Source organism: Rhodococcus sp. 21391, assembly GCF_016772255.1.
Taxonomy (GTDB): Bacteria; Actinomycetota; Actinomycetes; order Mycobacteriales; family Mycobacteriaceae; genus Rhodococcus_F; species Rhodococcus_F opacus.
The window spans coordinates 1,143,884-1,159,699 of record NZ_CP063781.1; the positions used below are offsets into that span (position 1 = coordinate 1,143,884).

The 15,816-nt window shown below is 68.4% G+C and carries 13 protein-coding genes; 2 read left to right on the top strand and 11 right to left on the bottom strand.

The features are described from left to right. Positions 1–42 precede the first annotated feature (42 nt). On the top strand, positions 43–3,471 hold the full coding sequence (locus GO592_RS05405) for a serine/threonine-protein kinase (RefSeq protein WP_007300393.1): 3,429 nt from the start codon (positions 43–45) through the stop codon (positions 3,469–3,471). Here the strand turns inward: GO592_RS05405 and GO592_RS05410 are convergent. The 10 genes from GO592_RS05410 to glyA all read right to left on the bottom strand — a co-directional run bounded on the left by GO592_RS05410 (position 3,417) and on the right by glyA (position 14,095). After that, positions 3,417–4,145, bottom strand: a complete 729-nt coding sequence (locus GO592_RS05410) for a hypothetical protein (RefSeq protein WP_007300394.1) — start codon at positions 4,143–4,145, stop codon at positions 3,417–3,419. The genes GO592_RS05405 and GO592_RS05410 overlap by 55 nt on opposite strands. A 1-nt stretch (position 4,146) precedes the next feature. Further along, positions 4,147–5,529 carry an L-serine ammonia-lyase gene (locus GO592_RS05415; protein WP_007300395.1) on the bottom strand — a complete coding sequence of 461 codons (1,383 nt, stop codon included), beginning with the start codon at positions 5,527–5,529 and terminating at the stop codon, positions 4,147–4,149. Positions 5,530–5,533: 4 nt separating this feature from the next. Then, entirely contained in the window at positions 5,534–5,947 is a 414-nt protein-coding gene (locus GO592_RS05420; protein ID WP_007300396.1) for a glycine cleavage system protein H, read from the bottom strand. Between the two features lie 153 nt (positions 5,948–6,100). After that, complete coding sequence (locus GO592_RS05425; protein WP_007300397.1) at positions 6,101–6,802, bottom strand: aminotransferase class IV; 702 nt, start codon at positions 6,800–6,802, stop codon at positions 6,101–6,103. Further along, positions 6,799–7,698, bottom strand: a complete 900-nt coding sequence (gene folP / locus GO592_RS05430; protein WP_007300398.1) for a dihydropteroate synthase — start codon at positions 7,696–7,698, stop codon at positions 6,799–6,801. Before folP ends, GO592_RS05425 begins: the two co-directional genes overlap by 4 nt. 77 nt (positions 7,699–7,775) lie before the next feature. Continuing rightward, positions 7,776–8,369 carry a sarcosine oxidase subunit gamma gene (locus tag GO592_RS05435; RefSeq protein WP_007300399.1) on the bottom strand — a complete coding sequence of 198 codons (594 nt, stop codon included), beginning with the start codon at positions 8,367–8,369 and terminating at the stop codon, positions 7,776–7,778. After that, the gene (locus tag GO592_RS45755; RefSeq protein WP_007300400.1) at positions 8,362–11,226 is read right to left on the bottom strand and encodes a 2Fe-2S iron-sulfur cluster-binding protein; all 2,865 of its coding nucleotides are present in this window, start codon (positions 11,224–11,226) and stop codon (positions 8,362–8,364) included. The genes GO592_RS05435 and GO592_RS45755 overlap by 8 nt, the downstream gene beginning before the upstream one ends. Beyond that, positions 11,223–11,501 carry a sarcosine oxidase subunit delta gene (locus GO592_RS05445; RefSeq protein ID WP_005253973.1) on the bottom strand — a complete coding sequence of 93 codons (279 nt, stop codon included), beginning with the start codon at positions 11,499–11,501 and terminating at the stop codon, positions 11,223–11,225. The genes GO592_RS45755 and GO592_RS05445 overlap by 4 nt, the downstream gene beginning before the upstream one ends. A gap of 33 nt (positions 11,502–11,534) precedes the next feature. Next, positions 11,535–12,770 carry a sarcosine oxidase subunit beta family protein gene (locus GO592_RS05450; protein ID WP_007300401.1) on the bottom strand — a complete coding sequence of 412 codons (1,236 nt, stop codon included), beginning with the start codon at positions 12,768–12,770 and terminating at the stop codon, positions 11,535–11,537. After that, positions 12,770–14,095, bottom strand: coding sequence for a serine hydroxymethyltransferase (gene glyA, locus GO592_RS05455; protein ID WP_007300402.1), 1,326 nt, complete (start codon positions 14,093–14,095; stop codon positions 12,770–12,772). The genes GO592_RS05450 and glyA overlap by 1 nt, the downstream gene beginning before the upstream one ends. Before the next feature lie 113 nt (positions 14,096–14,208). On the opposite strand from glyA, the gene GO592_RS05460 reads away from it, so the two are divergent. Beyond that, a complete protein-coding gene (locus GO592_RS05460; RefSeq protein WP_005253976.1) occupies positions 14,209–14,880 on the top strand; it encodes a GntR family transcriptional regulator in 672 nt (223 codons plus the stop codon). Positions 14,881–14,944: 64 nt separating this feature from the next. Here GO592_RS05460 and purU read toward each other — a convergent pair whose 3' ends face one another. Next, positions 14,945–15,793 carry a formyltetrahydrofolate deformylase gene (gene purU, locus GO592_RS05465; RefSeq protein WP_005572856.1) on the bottom strand — a complete coding sequence of 283 codons (849 nt, stop codon included), beginning with the start codon at positions 15,791–15,793 and terminating at the stop codon, positions 14,945–14,947. Between the last annotated feature and the right edge of the window lie 23 nt (positions 15,794–15,816).

Consider the following 15,816-nt stretch of genomic DNA (forward strand, 5'->3'; position numbering starts at 1 on the left):
GGACTATTCTGGGTGGAGCGTGTCAGAGGTGGTGCAGGGCCGATGACGAACGACGATCTGTGGGCAACCCAGCGCCAGCCGGAGATCACGACCGAGCTGGCCGCGGCAGGGTTCGACGATGCCGTGGAGATCGGCCGCGGCGGGTTCGGGGTCGTCTACCGCTGCCTGCAGGAGGACCTCGACCGCACGGTGGCCGTCAAAGTCCTGACGTCGAACCTCGACCCCGACAACGTGACGAGGTTCGTGCGCGAGCAACGGGCGATGGGCCGGACGTCCGGGCACCCGAACATCGTCGCCGTCTACCAGGTCGGTGTCACCCGGAGCAGGCGGCCGTTCCTCGTCATGCCGTACCACTCGTTCGGTTCCCTCGACGCGCAGATCCGTCGGTCGGGTCCCCTCGGGTGGCAGGAGGTGCTGCGGCTCGGGATCAAGATGTCCGGCGCCCTCGAGACCGCGCATCGCGGTGGGATGCTCCACCGCGACGTCAAACCCGCGAACATCCTGCTCACCGAATACGACGAACCGCAATTGACCGATTTCGGCATCGCCCGCGTCTCCGGCGGATTCGAGACGACGGCAGGCTCGATCACCGGGTCCCCGGCGTTCACCGCGCCGGAGGTGCTCGAAGGCCGGCCACCTACGGTGGAGTCGGACGTCTACAGTCTCGGGTCCACCCTGTTCTGCGCGTTGACCGGGCATGCGGCGTACGAGCGCCGGAGCGGTGAGCAGGTCGTCGGGCAGTTCCTGCGGATCTCCACGCAGGCGGTTCCCGACCTGCGGGACGCCGGAATCCCCGACGACGTGTGCAGCGCAGTCGAACATGCCATGGCCCGCGCGGTCGAGGACAGGCCGGGCGGTGCCGCCGACTTCGGCAACGAGCTCCGGGCGGTCGAGCGACGCAACGGTGTCGTCGTCGACGACATGTACATCCCGGTTCGGCGGGCACCCGAGCAGCTGCACGATCATGCCGGCGAATCCACCCGGTCCCGGGGCCCCGGGCTCCCGTACAACGTGCGGACGCCGCCGACCCCGCCCGCGCCGGTGACGAAGTTCCGCCCACCCACCACCACCCGGCAGCTCGTGCCGCGCCGGCGGCTCCTCGCCGTCCTCCGCGCAGGCCGGGACCGCAGGCTGACGCTCGTCCACGCGCCGGCCGGGTTCGGCAAGAGCAGTCTGGTCGCCCAGTGGCGCGACGACCTGGTCGACGCCGGGACGGCGGTCGCGTGGCTGACCGTGGACCGGGACGACAACAACGTGGTGTGGTTCCTCACCCACCTCGTCGAGGCGATCAGGCGGGTACGCCCGGAGGTCGTCACCGATCTGGGCCAGTCGCTGGAGGAGCACGGGGACGCGGTCGAACGGTTCGTCCTCACGTCCCTGATCAACCGGCTTCACGACAGCGGGGAGGCCCTCGTCGTCGTGATCGACGACTGGCACCGCATCACTGGCTCCGGGCCGATCGACTCGATGAAGTTCCTGCTCGACAACGGCTGCCACCACTTGAAGATCGTCGTGGCGAGCCGGAGCCGGTCGGGGCTGCCGCTGAGCCGGATGCGGGTGCTCGACGAACTCAACGAAATAGCGTCCGACGACCTGTGTTTCGATTTCGGCGAATCGCAGAACTTCCTGTCGGACCGGGTGCAGGTTCCCCTGAAGGACACCGAGATCGAACAACTCCGGGAATCGACCGACGGCTGGATCGCGGCACTGCAGTTGGCCTCGTTGTCGTTGCGCGAAGCCGGAACTCCGGAGAACCTGATCGAACAGCTCCGGACGGGGACCGACGCGATCGGCGAGTATCTCGCCGAGAACGTGCTCGACGCCCTCGAACCCGACCTGCTCGATTTCATGCTCGCCACGTCCGTCCCCGACAAGGTGTGCGGCGATCTGGCGTCGGCGCTGGGCGGCGTGCAGGACGGGCAAGCGAAGCTCGAGCAGGTCGTTGCCCGTGACCTGTTCCTCGGCAGGACGGGCGACGACCGCCAGTGGTATCGCTATCACCACCTGTTCGCGCAGATCCTCCATCAGCGTCTCGAACGGGACCACCCCGGGCGCATCACCGATCTGCACCGCCGGGCATACGACTGGTTCCGGAAACGGCACCTGCTGGGCGAGGCCGTCGACCACATCCTCGCGGCCGGTGAACCGCAGCGAGCGGTGGAACTGCTCGAGGAGGACGACCTCTACCTCCTCGATCGGTCACAGATGTCGACGCTGCTCTGCCTGATCGGGAAGCTGCCCGCCAACCTGGTGGACGCAAGCCCGCGGCTGCAGCTCACCATCGGATGGGCGAACTGCGAACTCCAGCGACTCGAACTCGCGCAAACCGCCCGAACCCGCGCGCTCGAGCAGATCGACAGCGGCGAGATGCCCGAGCGTCGAGCCGCCCAGCTCCGGGTGGAAGCGGATGTCCTGCAAGGCGACATCGAGGTGACCGCCGACCGCATCGAAGGGGTGCGAGAGCTCGTCACCGAATGCCTCGCCCATCCCACGGAGTACCACCCCTTCGTGGTGTCGATGGCCGCTCTCATCGAGACGTTTGTGGACACGTGTGAATTCCGGTTCGAGGACGCCTACCGCAGGCAGAGCTGGGCGGCCCCGTACCACCGGCAGAACACGGGACCGTACTCCGTCGCCTATGGGTACTGTTTCGCCGGACTCGCGAAGTTCGAGCAGCTCGACGTCGGCGGTGCGATGGAGCTGTACCGCAAGGCGTTCCAGCTTGTCCGGGAGGCGGAGAACACGCAGTCGCAACATGCGCGGCTCACCCGCGCACTACTCGCCGAGGTCCATTACGAGCAGGGCCGGGTCGATGAAGCGGACGAGCTGCTCAACGAGACGTTCGACGCGGCCGCGCTCGGTGGCGCACCGGATTTCATGATCCGGCACTACTGCCTCAGGGCGCGGATCATGGCGGTGCGCGGCGATCGCGACGCCGCGGCACGACAACTCGACGAGGGGGTGCGGACGGCCGAGACGTTCTCCCTGCCCCGGCTGCGGGCCGCCGTCGACAATGAGCGGGCGCGGATCGGGCTGCCCCCGGCACCCGGGTTCGCGCCCGTCACACGCGAGACCCGGCGCACCCCGGCGAACGGGCTCGACCTGGCGACGGCACAACTCGAGGAAGAGGCGGCCATCACGTTGCTCGCGGCGCGGGGCGATCCGGCGGACGCGGATCTCGCGTGCGAATGGGCGAACGACTGGGTTCGGCAACTCGACGGGACCGGGCGGCACCGGGCCCGCCTGCAGGCGGGCCGGTTGCTCGTGTCGTGCCTGTGGGCGGCCGGACGTCGCGACGAGGCGCAGGCGATGCTGCTGCCGGCGGCGGTGGAGTGCGCCCGGCACGGGCTTACCCGGTTCCTACCCGACGGCGGCCCGAACGTCGTCGCGGCGCTGTCGGCGCTGCGGGAGAACGGTCATCCCGACCTGCCGCGGACGTTCGTCGACACTGTGCTCGCGGCCGCGCAGTAGTCATCCCGCGGGAGCAGGTGCGCGGCTGCCGTCCGCCACGGGGCGAGCAGGGTGTCGAAGTGTGCGTTGGTGAAGTCGTGCCGCCCGACGAGATCCGATACGGCGTGCGCTGCCGCCGCGTCGCGCACCGCGGTCGCGATGTGCGCGCACAGTTGCTCGTCCTCGCGCACTGTCGCCTCGTCCATGAAGTGCCGTTCCCACGCGGCGTCCTGGGCGCGGTACCAGGATTTGATCCGGCCCGCTTCCCAGGCCGCATCGCGTGCGAAGGCCCAGGCGCCGAGCCGTCGTCGGCTGTCGGCGACGCTTGTCGTCCGCGTCAGTGCTCCGAAGTGCCCGTGCAGGAGGGCTGCCGCTTCCACCGCGTGTCGCACGACGTCCTGCCAGTTCGGGCCGAAACTCTGCTCGCATTCGTACTCGGTGACGGCGAACGTGTCGAGGGCGGACAGCGCGTCGTCCACGACGTCGACGTGGAGAAGGTACGAGCCGGGCAGCTCGCGCCGGTTGAGGAGCTGGAAGGCCACGAACGCGTCGCCGCGGACCGGTGCGCAGTGCACGAGGACGTCGAGCACTGACAGCCGGGTCTCGGGTGCGAAGTCGCCGCGCTTCGGAACCGGGTGCCGCCGGATGAATTGCGCGGCGCGGGCGGGGAGAAGGCGAAGTTCGTCGGTGATCATGTCAGCACTCGACATAGTTGACCGGGACGTTGACGGCCAGACCACCGGTCGACGTTTCCTTGTACTTCGACAGCATGTCTGCGCCGGTCGAGCGCATCGTCTCGATCACCTGGTCGAGGCTGACCCGGTGGGTGCCGTCGCCGCGCAGGGCCATGCGAGCGGCGTTGATGGCCTTGCCCGCCGAGATCGCGTTGCGTTCGATGCACGGAATCTGCACCAGCCCTTCGATGGGGTCGCAGGTGAGTCCGAGGCTGTGCTCCATCGCGATCTCCGCGGCATTCTCCACCTGTTCGATTGTGCCGCCGAGGATCTCCGCAAGCCCGGCAGCGGCCATGGACGCCGCGGAACCCACCTCGCCCTGGCAGCCGACCTCGGCTCCGGAGATCGACGCGCGTTCCTTGTACAGCGATCCGACGGCGCCGGCGGCGAGGAGGAAGCGGATCGCGGTGTCGTCGGGATCCGACTTCCCGGCCGGGGTGTAGTGAACGGCGTAGTGCAGCACCGCGGGGATGATGCCCGCGGCCCCGTTGGTCGGGGCGGTGACGATCCGGCCACCGGATGCGTTCTCCTCGTTGACGGCCAGCGCGACGAGGTTGACCCAGTCCTCGGCGAATGCGGGATCACGGTGCGGGTCTTCCTTATTGAGGCGCAGGTACCAGTCCCGGGCGCGCCGGCGCACGCGCAGAGCGCCGGGAAGAATTCCGTCGCGCGCGATCCCGCGCTTCTCGCATTCCACCATGACGTCGCGGATATGCAGGAGCCGCTCGTAGATCTCCACGGTCGACCGCGTTTCGCGTTCGAACTGGAGCATCACGTCACTGATGGCGTAGCCGTGGCGGGCCGCGACGTCGAGGAGTTCCTTGGCGGACCCGAACGACAGACCGCCGGTGGCGGTGGCCGGCGGCTCCGCGCTCTCCGCTTCGGTGACGACGAAGCCGCCGCCGATGGAGAAGTAGGTTTCGCTGTGGATCTCGATGCCGGTGGCGGTGGACGCGGTGATTCTCATCCCGTTCGGGTGCAGCGGCAGGATGGTCAGCGGATGGAGGACGATCTCGTCCTCGGCGAGCGCGACCTCATGGGATCCGCCGACCCTGATGTGCCGGGTACTGCGCATCTCCTCGAGACGTCGTTCCATCTCCTCGGTCTCGATCTTCTCGGGAAAGTACCCCTCGAGTCCGAGCAGCACCGCGGACATCGTTCCGTGGCCCGCTCCCGTGGCTGCGAGCGACCCGTACAGGTCGACGCGGATGTCCGCGACTGCGGGCAGGGCGTCGAGAGCGCGGAGGTCGGAGACGAACCGTGCGGCGGCGCGCATCGGTCCGACGGTGTGCGAACTCGAGGGGCCGATGCCAACGGAGAACAGGTCGAACACGCTGATGGTCATGGGATTACACCGCCTCACTGAGTTCGTGTGCGTATTGCGCGGGGGTGAGAAGTCCGTAGGCGGACGACGTCGGTGAGGGGAGGACGGCGAACAGCCAGCCGCGATGGAACGGGTCGTCGGCGACGAGTTGCGGGTTCGCGAGGGCGTCGTCATTCGTCATCGTGACGAGTCCGCTGATCGGCGCAAACACCGTGACCACGGTCCGCGCGGACGTCCAGACGAGCGCGCAGGGTGCGCCCGCGTCGATCGTGCTGCGCACTGCCGGAAGTTCCAGTCCGACCACCTCGATCTCGTCGAGTGCCGTGTCCGTGACCCCGGCCCGGAGCGGGTAGTCGGAGAAGCTCTGTCCCGGTGCGAGGGCCAACCAGCTGTGTGTCGCCGTGAACCGTCGATCCGAGGGAATCTTTCCAGCTCTCATGCCTTTTCCTTTGACAGTCGGGCGTTGTGGTCGCGGAGTCGCGCGTGTGATCCAATAGGTCTGATATTGATATATCAGTGTATTCGATAACAGTAGGTCAGGTGCGGAGGCGGGTCAAGAGGTGGTATGCACTACGTCCCGAAACGACGCAGGCTACGGCCGGAGGGTCGCGGGCAGCACGCCTTTGAGTGAGCTCGTCACGGCGAGCGCCTCGGCGGCCAGGAGATCGCCCGGCGTGAGAATGCGTTCGCGCATCAGCCCGCGGTCGAGCTGCCAGGACCGCTCGACACCCGGCAGGCACCCCGACGCCAACGGTGGCGTCCACCAGACGCCGTCGATCCGGGCGGCGAGATTCGCGATCGTGGTCTCGGTGACGTGCCCGAGTTCGTTGACAAGCACGACGTCGCCGGCCCCGGGGTGACGGTGTCGTCTGCGGTCGTATCGCTCGCGCAACGTCGTCTTGTGTCCGAGGAGGATGTCCCGGGAGTCGACGGGCTCGTCGTCGAGCACGAGAGACACCGACGTGGGTGCGACCGGCGGCCCGAAGATATCGACCTCCACACCGCCGTCGCGGTGCAGGCGCACGCGGACCCGGGCCGCGCCGACGCCGGACAGTCGCTGCGCGAGTCGGCGCCGGACGTCACGTTCCCGGAACTCGTACCCGAGCACGGCCGCGGAACGGGCCAGACGTCGCAGGTGACGCTCCGCGTGCCGCAGGCCGGTCCGCGGATCGTGATACATCGTTTCCATCAGCTGTGCACCGGCACCGATCAGCTGTGCCTCAGCACTACCGATCGGCTGGACCCCAGCGGTATCGATGGTCGCGAGACCGGCGGCGGACACGGAGCTGTTCACAGTGCGGAGGCTCGATTCGACGCGGGACTGGAGTTTGCGCGACCAGGATATACGAGCGCGCGGAGCACGGACATCGCGTCCACGGTGGCGGCCACGTCGTGCACCCGGAGTACAGCTGCCCCGTTCTGTGCGGCGATCAGCGCAGCGGCCACCGAGGCGGCCTGACGGTGGTGGACGCTGCGACCGGTGATCGTGCCCAGCATGCCTTTCCGGGACAGTCCGGCCATCACGGGAACACCGAGATCCGTCATCTGCCGAAGTTCGGACAACAGTGCAAGGTTGTGGGCGAGGGTCTTGCCGAAGCCGAAACCCGGGTCGACCATGAGGTGCTCGAGGGGAATTCCCACTCCCCGGCAGGCGCCGACACGGTCGACGAGGAACCGGCGCACCTCGGACACGACGTCGCCGTACTCCGGCGACGTCTGCATCGTTTCGGGCTCGCCGCGCATGTGCATCAGGCACACGGGCACGTCGAGATCGGCGGCAGCCCGCAGCGCACCCGGAAGTCGGAGGGCACGAACGTCGTTGATCATCGACGCGCCGGCGGCGACCGCCTCCCGCATCACCTCCGGTCTCGAGGTGTCGACCGAGATCGGGACCGACGTCGACATCGCGAGGGCCGCGACTACCGGCACCACGCGCGCGATCTCCTCCGCGACGGACGGCGGGCGGGACCCGGGACGGGTCGACTCGCCCCCGACGTCGAGGAGGTCGGCGCCCTCCGCGACCAGAGACAGGCCGTGCGCGACCGCGGCCTCGGTGTCGAGGTATCGGCCACCGTCGGAGAACGAATCCGGGGTCACGTTGACGATGCCGCAGACCAGGGGAACATCGCGTGCGAGAGCCTCGAGCAGTCGGCCGGGGCCGGTGGCGGTGAGCGTCGGGAACGGAACCATTCGGGCGCACCTCCTTCCAGAAGGGGGGATCGGTCCGGTGGACGACGCCGTGCCGTCCACCGAACCGGCGCTGTCGCTTACACGGGGTCGACGCCGAACTCCTCGGCGGCGTCGATCAGCCACTCCGCGAGATACCGGGCGAACGACGACCGCACGAGGATCCGGTAGTCGGTTCCCCGGTCGTCGAGCGCGATCAGGATCACGCCCGCGAGGCCGAGCATGGTCTGCGCCGCAGTGCTGCGGACGAACACCGTGGGATGCAGATCCAGTGAGCAACCCTTCTCGAGGACGTCGCGGGCGTGAGTGCCGCGCAGCCGCAGGGTGGTTCGCTGTCCGGAGACGTCGATCGCGGCGCCGCCGTGGGGGGCCACCGCCGCCCGCAGGTCCGATTCGAGCGCGGGCGCCGGCTGTGACCGCGTGGTGATCAGCCACTCCTCGGGACCGAGCCAGACCGCGGTGCCGGCGTCGGTGCCGGCGGACGTCGACGCCGCGGTGGGGAGGTCGAACCCGAGGACCGTTGCGGCGGCCGCGGCTCCCGGTCCCGCCGGGTCGACCCACAGGTCGACCATGGTGACGAACGGTTCCTCGGTGATGGTCACCGACTCGGGAAGTTCGGAGAATTTCTGGTCCCAGCCGTGCAGGGGGCTGAGGGGGACGAGGGTGTCAGCCATCGCGGCGTGCTCCTTCGGGATCGACGAGGACGGAACTGGTGACCTCGACGGCGACCAGGTTTCCGTCCACCGGGACGTGCAGGGTGTCGCCGAGCCGGGCCCGGCCGCCCTTGACGAGGGCGAGCCCGAACGGGCGGCCGAGTTCGGCGCTGAGGTAGCTCGACGTGACGTGTCCGAGCATCGGCACCGGTGCGGGCGGCAGGATGCCGTCCAACGCCTCTTCGATGATCTGTGCGCCCTCGGGCAGCACGGTCTGCTTGTCGAGGGGCAGCAGTCCGACGAACTGCTTGCGCAGCGGATTCTGGTTTTCGGCCCGGGTGAAGGAGCGCTTCCCGATGAAGTCGCGCTTCTTCTTCGACACGGCCCAGCTCATCCCGAGATCCTGCGGCGTGACCGTGCCGTCGGTGTCCTGACCGATGATCGGGTAGCCCTTTTCGGCGCGGAGGACGTGCATGGTCTCGGTGCCGTACGGGGTGATGTCGAACTTCTCGCCCGCGGCGATCAGGCGCGCCCAGACCGCGGGGGCGTGCCAGCCGTCGACGTTGACCTCGAACGCGAGTTCGCCGGAGAAGCTGATCCGCGCGACCCGTACGTGGACGCCGCCGAGGGAGGTCTCGCGCCACGCCATGAACGGGAACGCGTCGTTGCTGACGTCGAGGTCGGGGAAGACCTCACCGATCACGTCGCGGGAGCGCGGCCCGACGACGGGGAACGTGGCCCACTGTTCGGTGACCGAGGTGAGCCGCACCCTCAGGTGGGGCCATTCGGTCTGCAGCCATTCCTCCATCCAGTCGAGGATCTTCGCGGCGCCGCCGGTGGTCGTGAAGACCTGGAATCGGTCGTCGTCCAGGCGCATGACGGTGCCGTCGTCGATGACCATGCCGTCGACACCGCACATGACGCCGTAGCGGACCATGCCGACCTTCAGGGTGCTCATCATGTTCGTGTAGACCATGTCGAGCAGCACCCCGGCGTCGGGGCCCTGGACGTCGATCTTGCCGAGGGTGGAGCCGTCGAGGATGCCGATGCTGCGGCGCACGGCGGCGCATTCGCGCAGCACGGCGGCGTCCATGTCCTCCCCGGGGAGGGGGTAGAAGCGGGGACGCTTCCACTGGCCGACGTCCTCGAACACCGCGCCGCGGCCGACGTGCCAATCGTGCAGTGCCGTCACCCGTTCGGGGTCGAAGAGGGCGCCGCGGCTGCGGCCGGCGAGGGCGGCGAACGCGACCGGGGTGTAGGGCGGCCGGAACGTGGTGGTGCCCAGTGTCTCGATCGGCCTGCCCAGCAGTTCGGCGGTGATGCCGGAGGAGATCACCCCGGACGTCTTGCCCTGGTCGTGCGCGGTGCCGATGGTGGTGTAGCGCTTGATGTGCTCCATCGACGTCATCCCGGCGCCGACCGCGCGGGCGAGGTCGGCGACCGTCGCGTCGCGCTGCACGTCGACGAACTGGGTGTCCTCACCGGCGACGTCCCGCACCCGCCAGAGCACCAGCGGAGTGGACTGTTCGATCGCGGGTGCAGGTTCCGGGTCGATCGTGCGTTCGGGAACGGTGAAGCCGAGATCGCGCATGATCGACTGGCCGGCGGTCTGCCCGTCGCGCAGGCACCCGTCCAGGTCGAACACACCGTTCGCGGACCCGGCGACGGAGACTCCGTCGAGGGTCTCGCCGGGCACGAAGGCACCGAGGTTCTCGTCGTAGCGGAGCTTGCCGCGGGCCTGGGAGAACAGGTGCACGGCCGGGTTCCAGCCGCCGCTGACCAGCAGGACGTCGCAGGCCAGCGGCACGCCGACCCGGGCGTCGGATTCGCCGCGCTGCGAGACGACGGCGTGACTGATCCGGCCGTTGCCGCGGGTGCCGGACACCACCGACGCCGTACGGATGGTGATGCCCCGCTCGTCGCACTCACGCTGCCAGCGGGCGGGTGCCTCGTCGCGGGCCTCGACGATCGCGTTGATGCGGACCCCGGCGTCGTGCAGGTCGATCGCGGCTTCGTACGCGCTGTCGTTGGTGGTGAACACGACGGCCTGCTCGCCGACCTTGACACCGTAGCGGTGCAGGAAGGTGCGGGCGCCGTGCGCGAGCATGATGCCTGGGCGGTCGTTGTCGGTGAAGACGACGGGACGCTCGTGCGCGCCGGCGGCGACGAGAATGTGCCGGGCGCGGATCCGCCAGACCCGTTGGCGGCTCAGCGCCGCGGGAGCCTCGACACCGAGATGGTCGGTGCGACGCTGCAGCGCGAGGACGAAGCCGTCGTCGTAGTTGCCGAACGCGGTGGTGCGCTGCAGGTGCAGCACATCCGGGTAGGTCGCGAGTTCGGCGACCGCGGCCGCGACCCAGTCGAGGGCGGGGGCGCCGTCGATGAGGTCCGTGCTGCCGAGCAGGTCTCCGCCGGCTTCGCTCTGCTCGTCGACGAGCACCACCCGCGCACCTGCCCGGGCCGCGGTGAGAGCGGCGGCGAGACCGGCCGGTCCGGCGCCGGCGACGAGGAGGTCGGTGTGGACGTGCTTCGCGTCGTACTTCGCCGAATCAGCGATCTCGGCGAGCCGTCCCTGACCGGGGATGCCGCGGGCGACGAGACCGTCGAACAACTCGATCGTGGTGGCGAGCAGCATCGGCTCGGGGAACGGCTCCTCGATCTGCACGAGGCCGCCGGTGTCCTCCGCCCAGGCCGCGGTGATGCCGCGGGGCCGGCCGAGTTTGATGCTGGTGGTGATCTGGTGGACGCCGTTCGCGAGCAGGGCCGAACCGAGGGTGTCACCGGGGTGACCAGTCAGTTCCCGGCCGTCGAACGTGAAGGTGTAGGAGGTGTCGCGGTCGAGGCGACCGCCCTGGCGGGTGCGGAAGGGTGCGTTCACGATATCGTCGGCTTCTGCTCGTCCAAGCGGTAGACGCTGTGGAATCGGTAGGTGGCGGTGTCGCGTACGGCGTTGAACCAGCGCCGGCAGCCGGCGCTGTGGTTCCACCGTTCCGCGAAAAGACCTTTCGGGTTCGCGCGGAAGAACACGAAATGTGCCCATTGTTCGTCCGTCAGCGATTCGGGGTCTTCGGGATACAGGACGTGGGCTTCGCCGCCGTAGTGGAACTCGGTTTCCTCACGGGACCCGCACCATGGGCATTCGATGAGTTGCATTGTGGCTCCTGAATTTCAGTGCGCGACGGGGGATCAGTGGGCGACGGCCGCGGCGCCGTGCTCGTCGACGAGGGCACCGGTGACGAACCGGTCGAGGCTGAACGGTGCGATGAACTCGTGCGGTTCGTCGTTCGCGATGGTGTCCGCCAGACACCAGCCCAACCCCGGGGTGGCCTTGAAACCGCCGGTGCCCCAACCACAGTTGAGATACACGTTGTCGTACGGGGTGCGTCCGACGATCGGGGAGGCGTCGGGGCACACGTCGACGATGCCGCCCCAGGTGCGCAGCAGATGCGCGCGGGCGAACACCGGGAACAACTCCACCGCGGCCGCCATCTGACGTTCGATGATGTGGAACGCGCCGCGCTGGCCGTACCCGTTGTAGGAGTCGACACCGGCGCCCATCACCAATTCACCCTTGTGCGCCTGCGAGACGTAGACGTGGATGGCGTTGGACATCACGATGGTCGGGTGCACCGGCTCGAGCAGTTCGGAGACCAGCGCCTGCAGCGGGTGGGACTGCACGGGGGTGCGGATGCCGAGCATGTCGGTGAGCGTCGAGGTGTGCCCGGCCGCGCACAGCGCGACCTGACCGGTGGCGATGTCGCCGCGGGTGGTGCGCACCCCGGTCACCTTGTTGCCGTCCGTGACGAACCCGGTGACCTCACAGTTCTGGATGATGTCGATGCCCGCCTCGTCGGCGCGGCGCGCGAATCCCCAGGCCACGTAGTCATGCTTGGCGATCCCGGCCCGCGGCTGATACGTCGCGCCGAGGACGGGGTAGCGGATGTCGCTCGAGATGTTCACCAGCGGGCACAGCTTCTTGACCTCGTCGGGTCCGACCCACTCGGCGTCGATGCCGTTGAGCTTGTTCGCCTCCACCCGGCGGACGCTGTCGCGGACGTCCTGCAGGCTGTGCGCGAGATTGAGGACGCCGCGCTGGCTGAACAGGATCGGGTAGTCGAGGTCGTCCTCGAGGCCCTCCCACAGTTTGAGGGCGTGCTCGTAGATCTTGGCGCTCTCGTCCCACAGATAGTTCGAGCGGATCAGCGTGGTGTTGCGGGCCATGTTGCCGCCCGCGAGCCAGCCCTTCTCCAACACCGCGACGTTGGTGATGCCGTGATTCTTCGCGAGGTAGTGTGCGGTGGCGAGGCCGTGTCCGCCACCGCCGACGATGACGACGTCGTACGACTTCTTCGGTTCCGGGTTACGCCACAGGAAGTCGGGATGGTCGGGCAGGTGGGCGCCGGGGGGCTGGGTGGCACTCATCAGTTCGCCTCCGTCAGGTCGGGGTAGAGCGGGAAACGCAGCGCGAGAGCATCGACGCGGCCGCGGAGTTCGTCGAGCCCGGCCTCGTCGGTGGCCGGCCGCAGCGCGTAGCTGATGATGTCGGCGACCTCGGTGAACGCGTCCAGGTCGAAACCGCGGGTCGCGAGCGCGGGAGTACCGATACGCACCCCGGAGCTGACCATCGGCGGCCGCGGGTCGAACGGGACCGCGTTGCGGTTCACCGTGATTCCCACCCGGTGCAACCGGTCCTCGGCCTGCTTACCGTCGAGCTCGGACTCGCGCAGATCCACCAGCACCAGATGCACGTCGGTGCCGCCGGACACGACGTTGATGCCCGCCTCCCGCGAATCGTCCTGCAGCAGGCGGTCGGCGAGGATCTTCGCACCGGCGAGCGTGCGCTCCTGACGCTCCCGGAACTCGGGCTCGGCGGCGAGCTTGAACGAGACGGCCTTGCCGGCGATCACGTGCTCGAGCGGACCACCCTGCTGACCGGGAAACACCGAGGAGTTGAACTTCTTCGCCAATGCCTCCTCGTTGGTGAGAATGACACCGCCGCGGGGACCACCGAGCGTCTTGTGCGTCGTCGACGTGACCACGTGGGCGTGCGGGACGGGGGAGGGGTGCAGTCCGGCGGCGACGAGTCCGGCGAAGTGCGCCATGTCGACCATGAGGTACGCGCCGACCTCGTCGGCGATGCGACGGAACGCGGCGAAGTCGAGCTGGCGTGTGTAGGCGGACCAGCCGGCGAGGATCAACTTCGGGCGGTGCTCACGGGCCAGACGCTCCACCTCGTCCATGTCGACGAGATGGTCGTCCTCGCGGACGTGGTACGCGGCGACGTCGTAGAGCTTGCCGGAGAAGTTCAGCTTCATGCCGTGCGTGAGGTGACCGCCGTGCGCGAGGTCCAGGCCGAGGATGCCGTCGCCGGGCTTCAGCAGTGCCGACATCGCGGCGGCGTTGGCCTGCGCTCCGGAGTGCGGTTGCACGTTGGCGAATTTCGCACCGAACAGTGCGGTGAGGCGGTCGATGGCGAGCTGCTCGATGACGTCGACGTGCTCGCATCCGCCGTAGTAGCGGCGTCCGGGGTAGCCCTCGGCGTACTTGTTCGTCAGTACCGACCCTTGCGCCTGCATCACCGCGAGCGGGGCGAAGTTCTCGCTGGCAATCATTTCCAGGGTGCCCTGCTGTCGCTCGAGCTCGGCCGCGATCGCCTGGTGCACGGCGGGGTCGAGATCGGCGAGCGAATGAGTCAGCGTCGGGTTCGCTGCTGCCACCTCGGTGAGGTGTGCGGTGTCCACGGTCATGGTTCGCCTTTCTGGAAGGTCAGTTGACTTCGAACTGATATATCAACTGGAAAGTAGAGTAAGGTCAGCACCGGACAAAGGTCAATAGCTCTGGAAAATCAGGGAGACGGAACATGAGCCTGGCGCATTCATCGGTCGCGGACACGGCGTCGAACGGCGGCACCAACGCCGACCGCGCGTACGAGATCGTGCGCGAACGCCTGGTCATGCTGGACATCCGGCCCGGCGAACCGATCAACGACGACCGTCTCGCCGAGGAACTCGGATTCGGCCGGACACCGGTACGGGAAGCGCTCAAGCGCCTCGAGCGGGAACGTCTCGTCGTCGCCTACCCGCGTCGCGGCACGTTCGCCACCGCCGTCGACATGACCGACCTCGCCGACATCTCCGAGATCCGCAAGCAACTCGAACCCACCGCGGCGGCCCGGGCGGCCCGGACGGCGTCCCCGGACGCGCGAGCCCGGCTGACCGCGCTCGCCGACGAGATCGCCGAGATAGACGACAGCGAAGATCCGCGCGAAGTCCTGCGCAAGGACGTGCGCGTCCACCGCGAGATCTACCGGGCGTCCGGGAACCCTCACCTCGAGGACATCCTCGTCAGCCTCGACGCGCATGCCACCCGCATCTGGTGCCTCTTCCTCGACCGTCTGCCCGACGTCGCCAGCCACGTCCGCGAGCATGTATCCCTGCTCCGGGCCATCGTCGACGGCGACGAGAGCACTGCCTCGTCCCTCACCCTCGCCCACGTCGCTGGTTTCGAGAAGGCCATCCGCGACCTGCTGTAGGCCTCCGGCCCGTGCGCCTTTCTGGTAGCGGGAGCTACCAAGAAGGCGCACGGGCGCGAAGCGCCTAGCTGAAGACGACCGTCCGATGACCGTGCAGCAGGACGCGGTTCTCGCAGTGCCAGCGCACGGCCCGTGACAGCGCGAGGGCCTCGGCGTCCTGCCCGACCGTGGCGAGTCGCGCCGGGTCGAAGGAGTGGTCGATGCGGATGACTTCCTGCTCGATGATGGGACCCTCGTCCAGATCGGGTGTCACGTAGTGGGCGGTGGCCCCGACCTGCTTGACGCCGCGATCGAACGCCTGGTGGTAGGGCTTGGCGCCCTTGAAACCGGGCAGGAACGAGTGGTGGATGTTGATGGCCCGTCCGCGTAGCGCGCGGCACGCGTCGTCCGACAGCACCTGCATGTACCGGGCGAGGACCACGAGATCCGCGTCGAACTCCTCGACGAGTTCGAGCAGCCGGGCCTCGGCCTGCGGCTTGGTGGTCGGTGTGACCGGGACGTGGACGAACGGCAGCCCGGCGGCCTCGGCCATCGGTCGCAGCACCTCGTGATTGGAGACGACGGCGACGAGTTCGGCGCCGAGGTTGCCTGCTCGCCAGCGGAAGATGAGGTCGTTGAGGCAGTGACCCATCTTGGAGACCATCACGATCACCCGGGGCAGGTCGCTGCCGTTGAAGTTGAACGTCATGCCGAATTTCGCGGCAACGCTCCCGAATTCCGCCGTGAGGCGCTCGATGTCGACATCTTCCGCCGACACGAACGACGTGCGGAGGAAGAACGCGTCGCTCCGGGTGTCGTCGAACTGCTGATGCTCGGCGATATCGCAGTTCTGCTCGAAGAGAAAGGAGCTGACTGCGTGAACGATCCCGGGACGCTGAGCGCAGCTGAGCGTCAGGGTGAAGGTCTGGGTCATGTGGGTCTCCTCGATGCCGGACT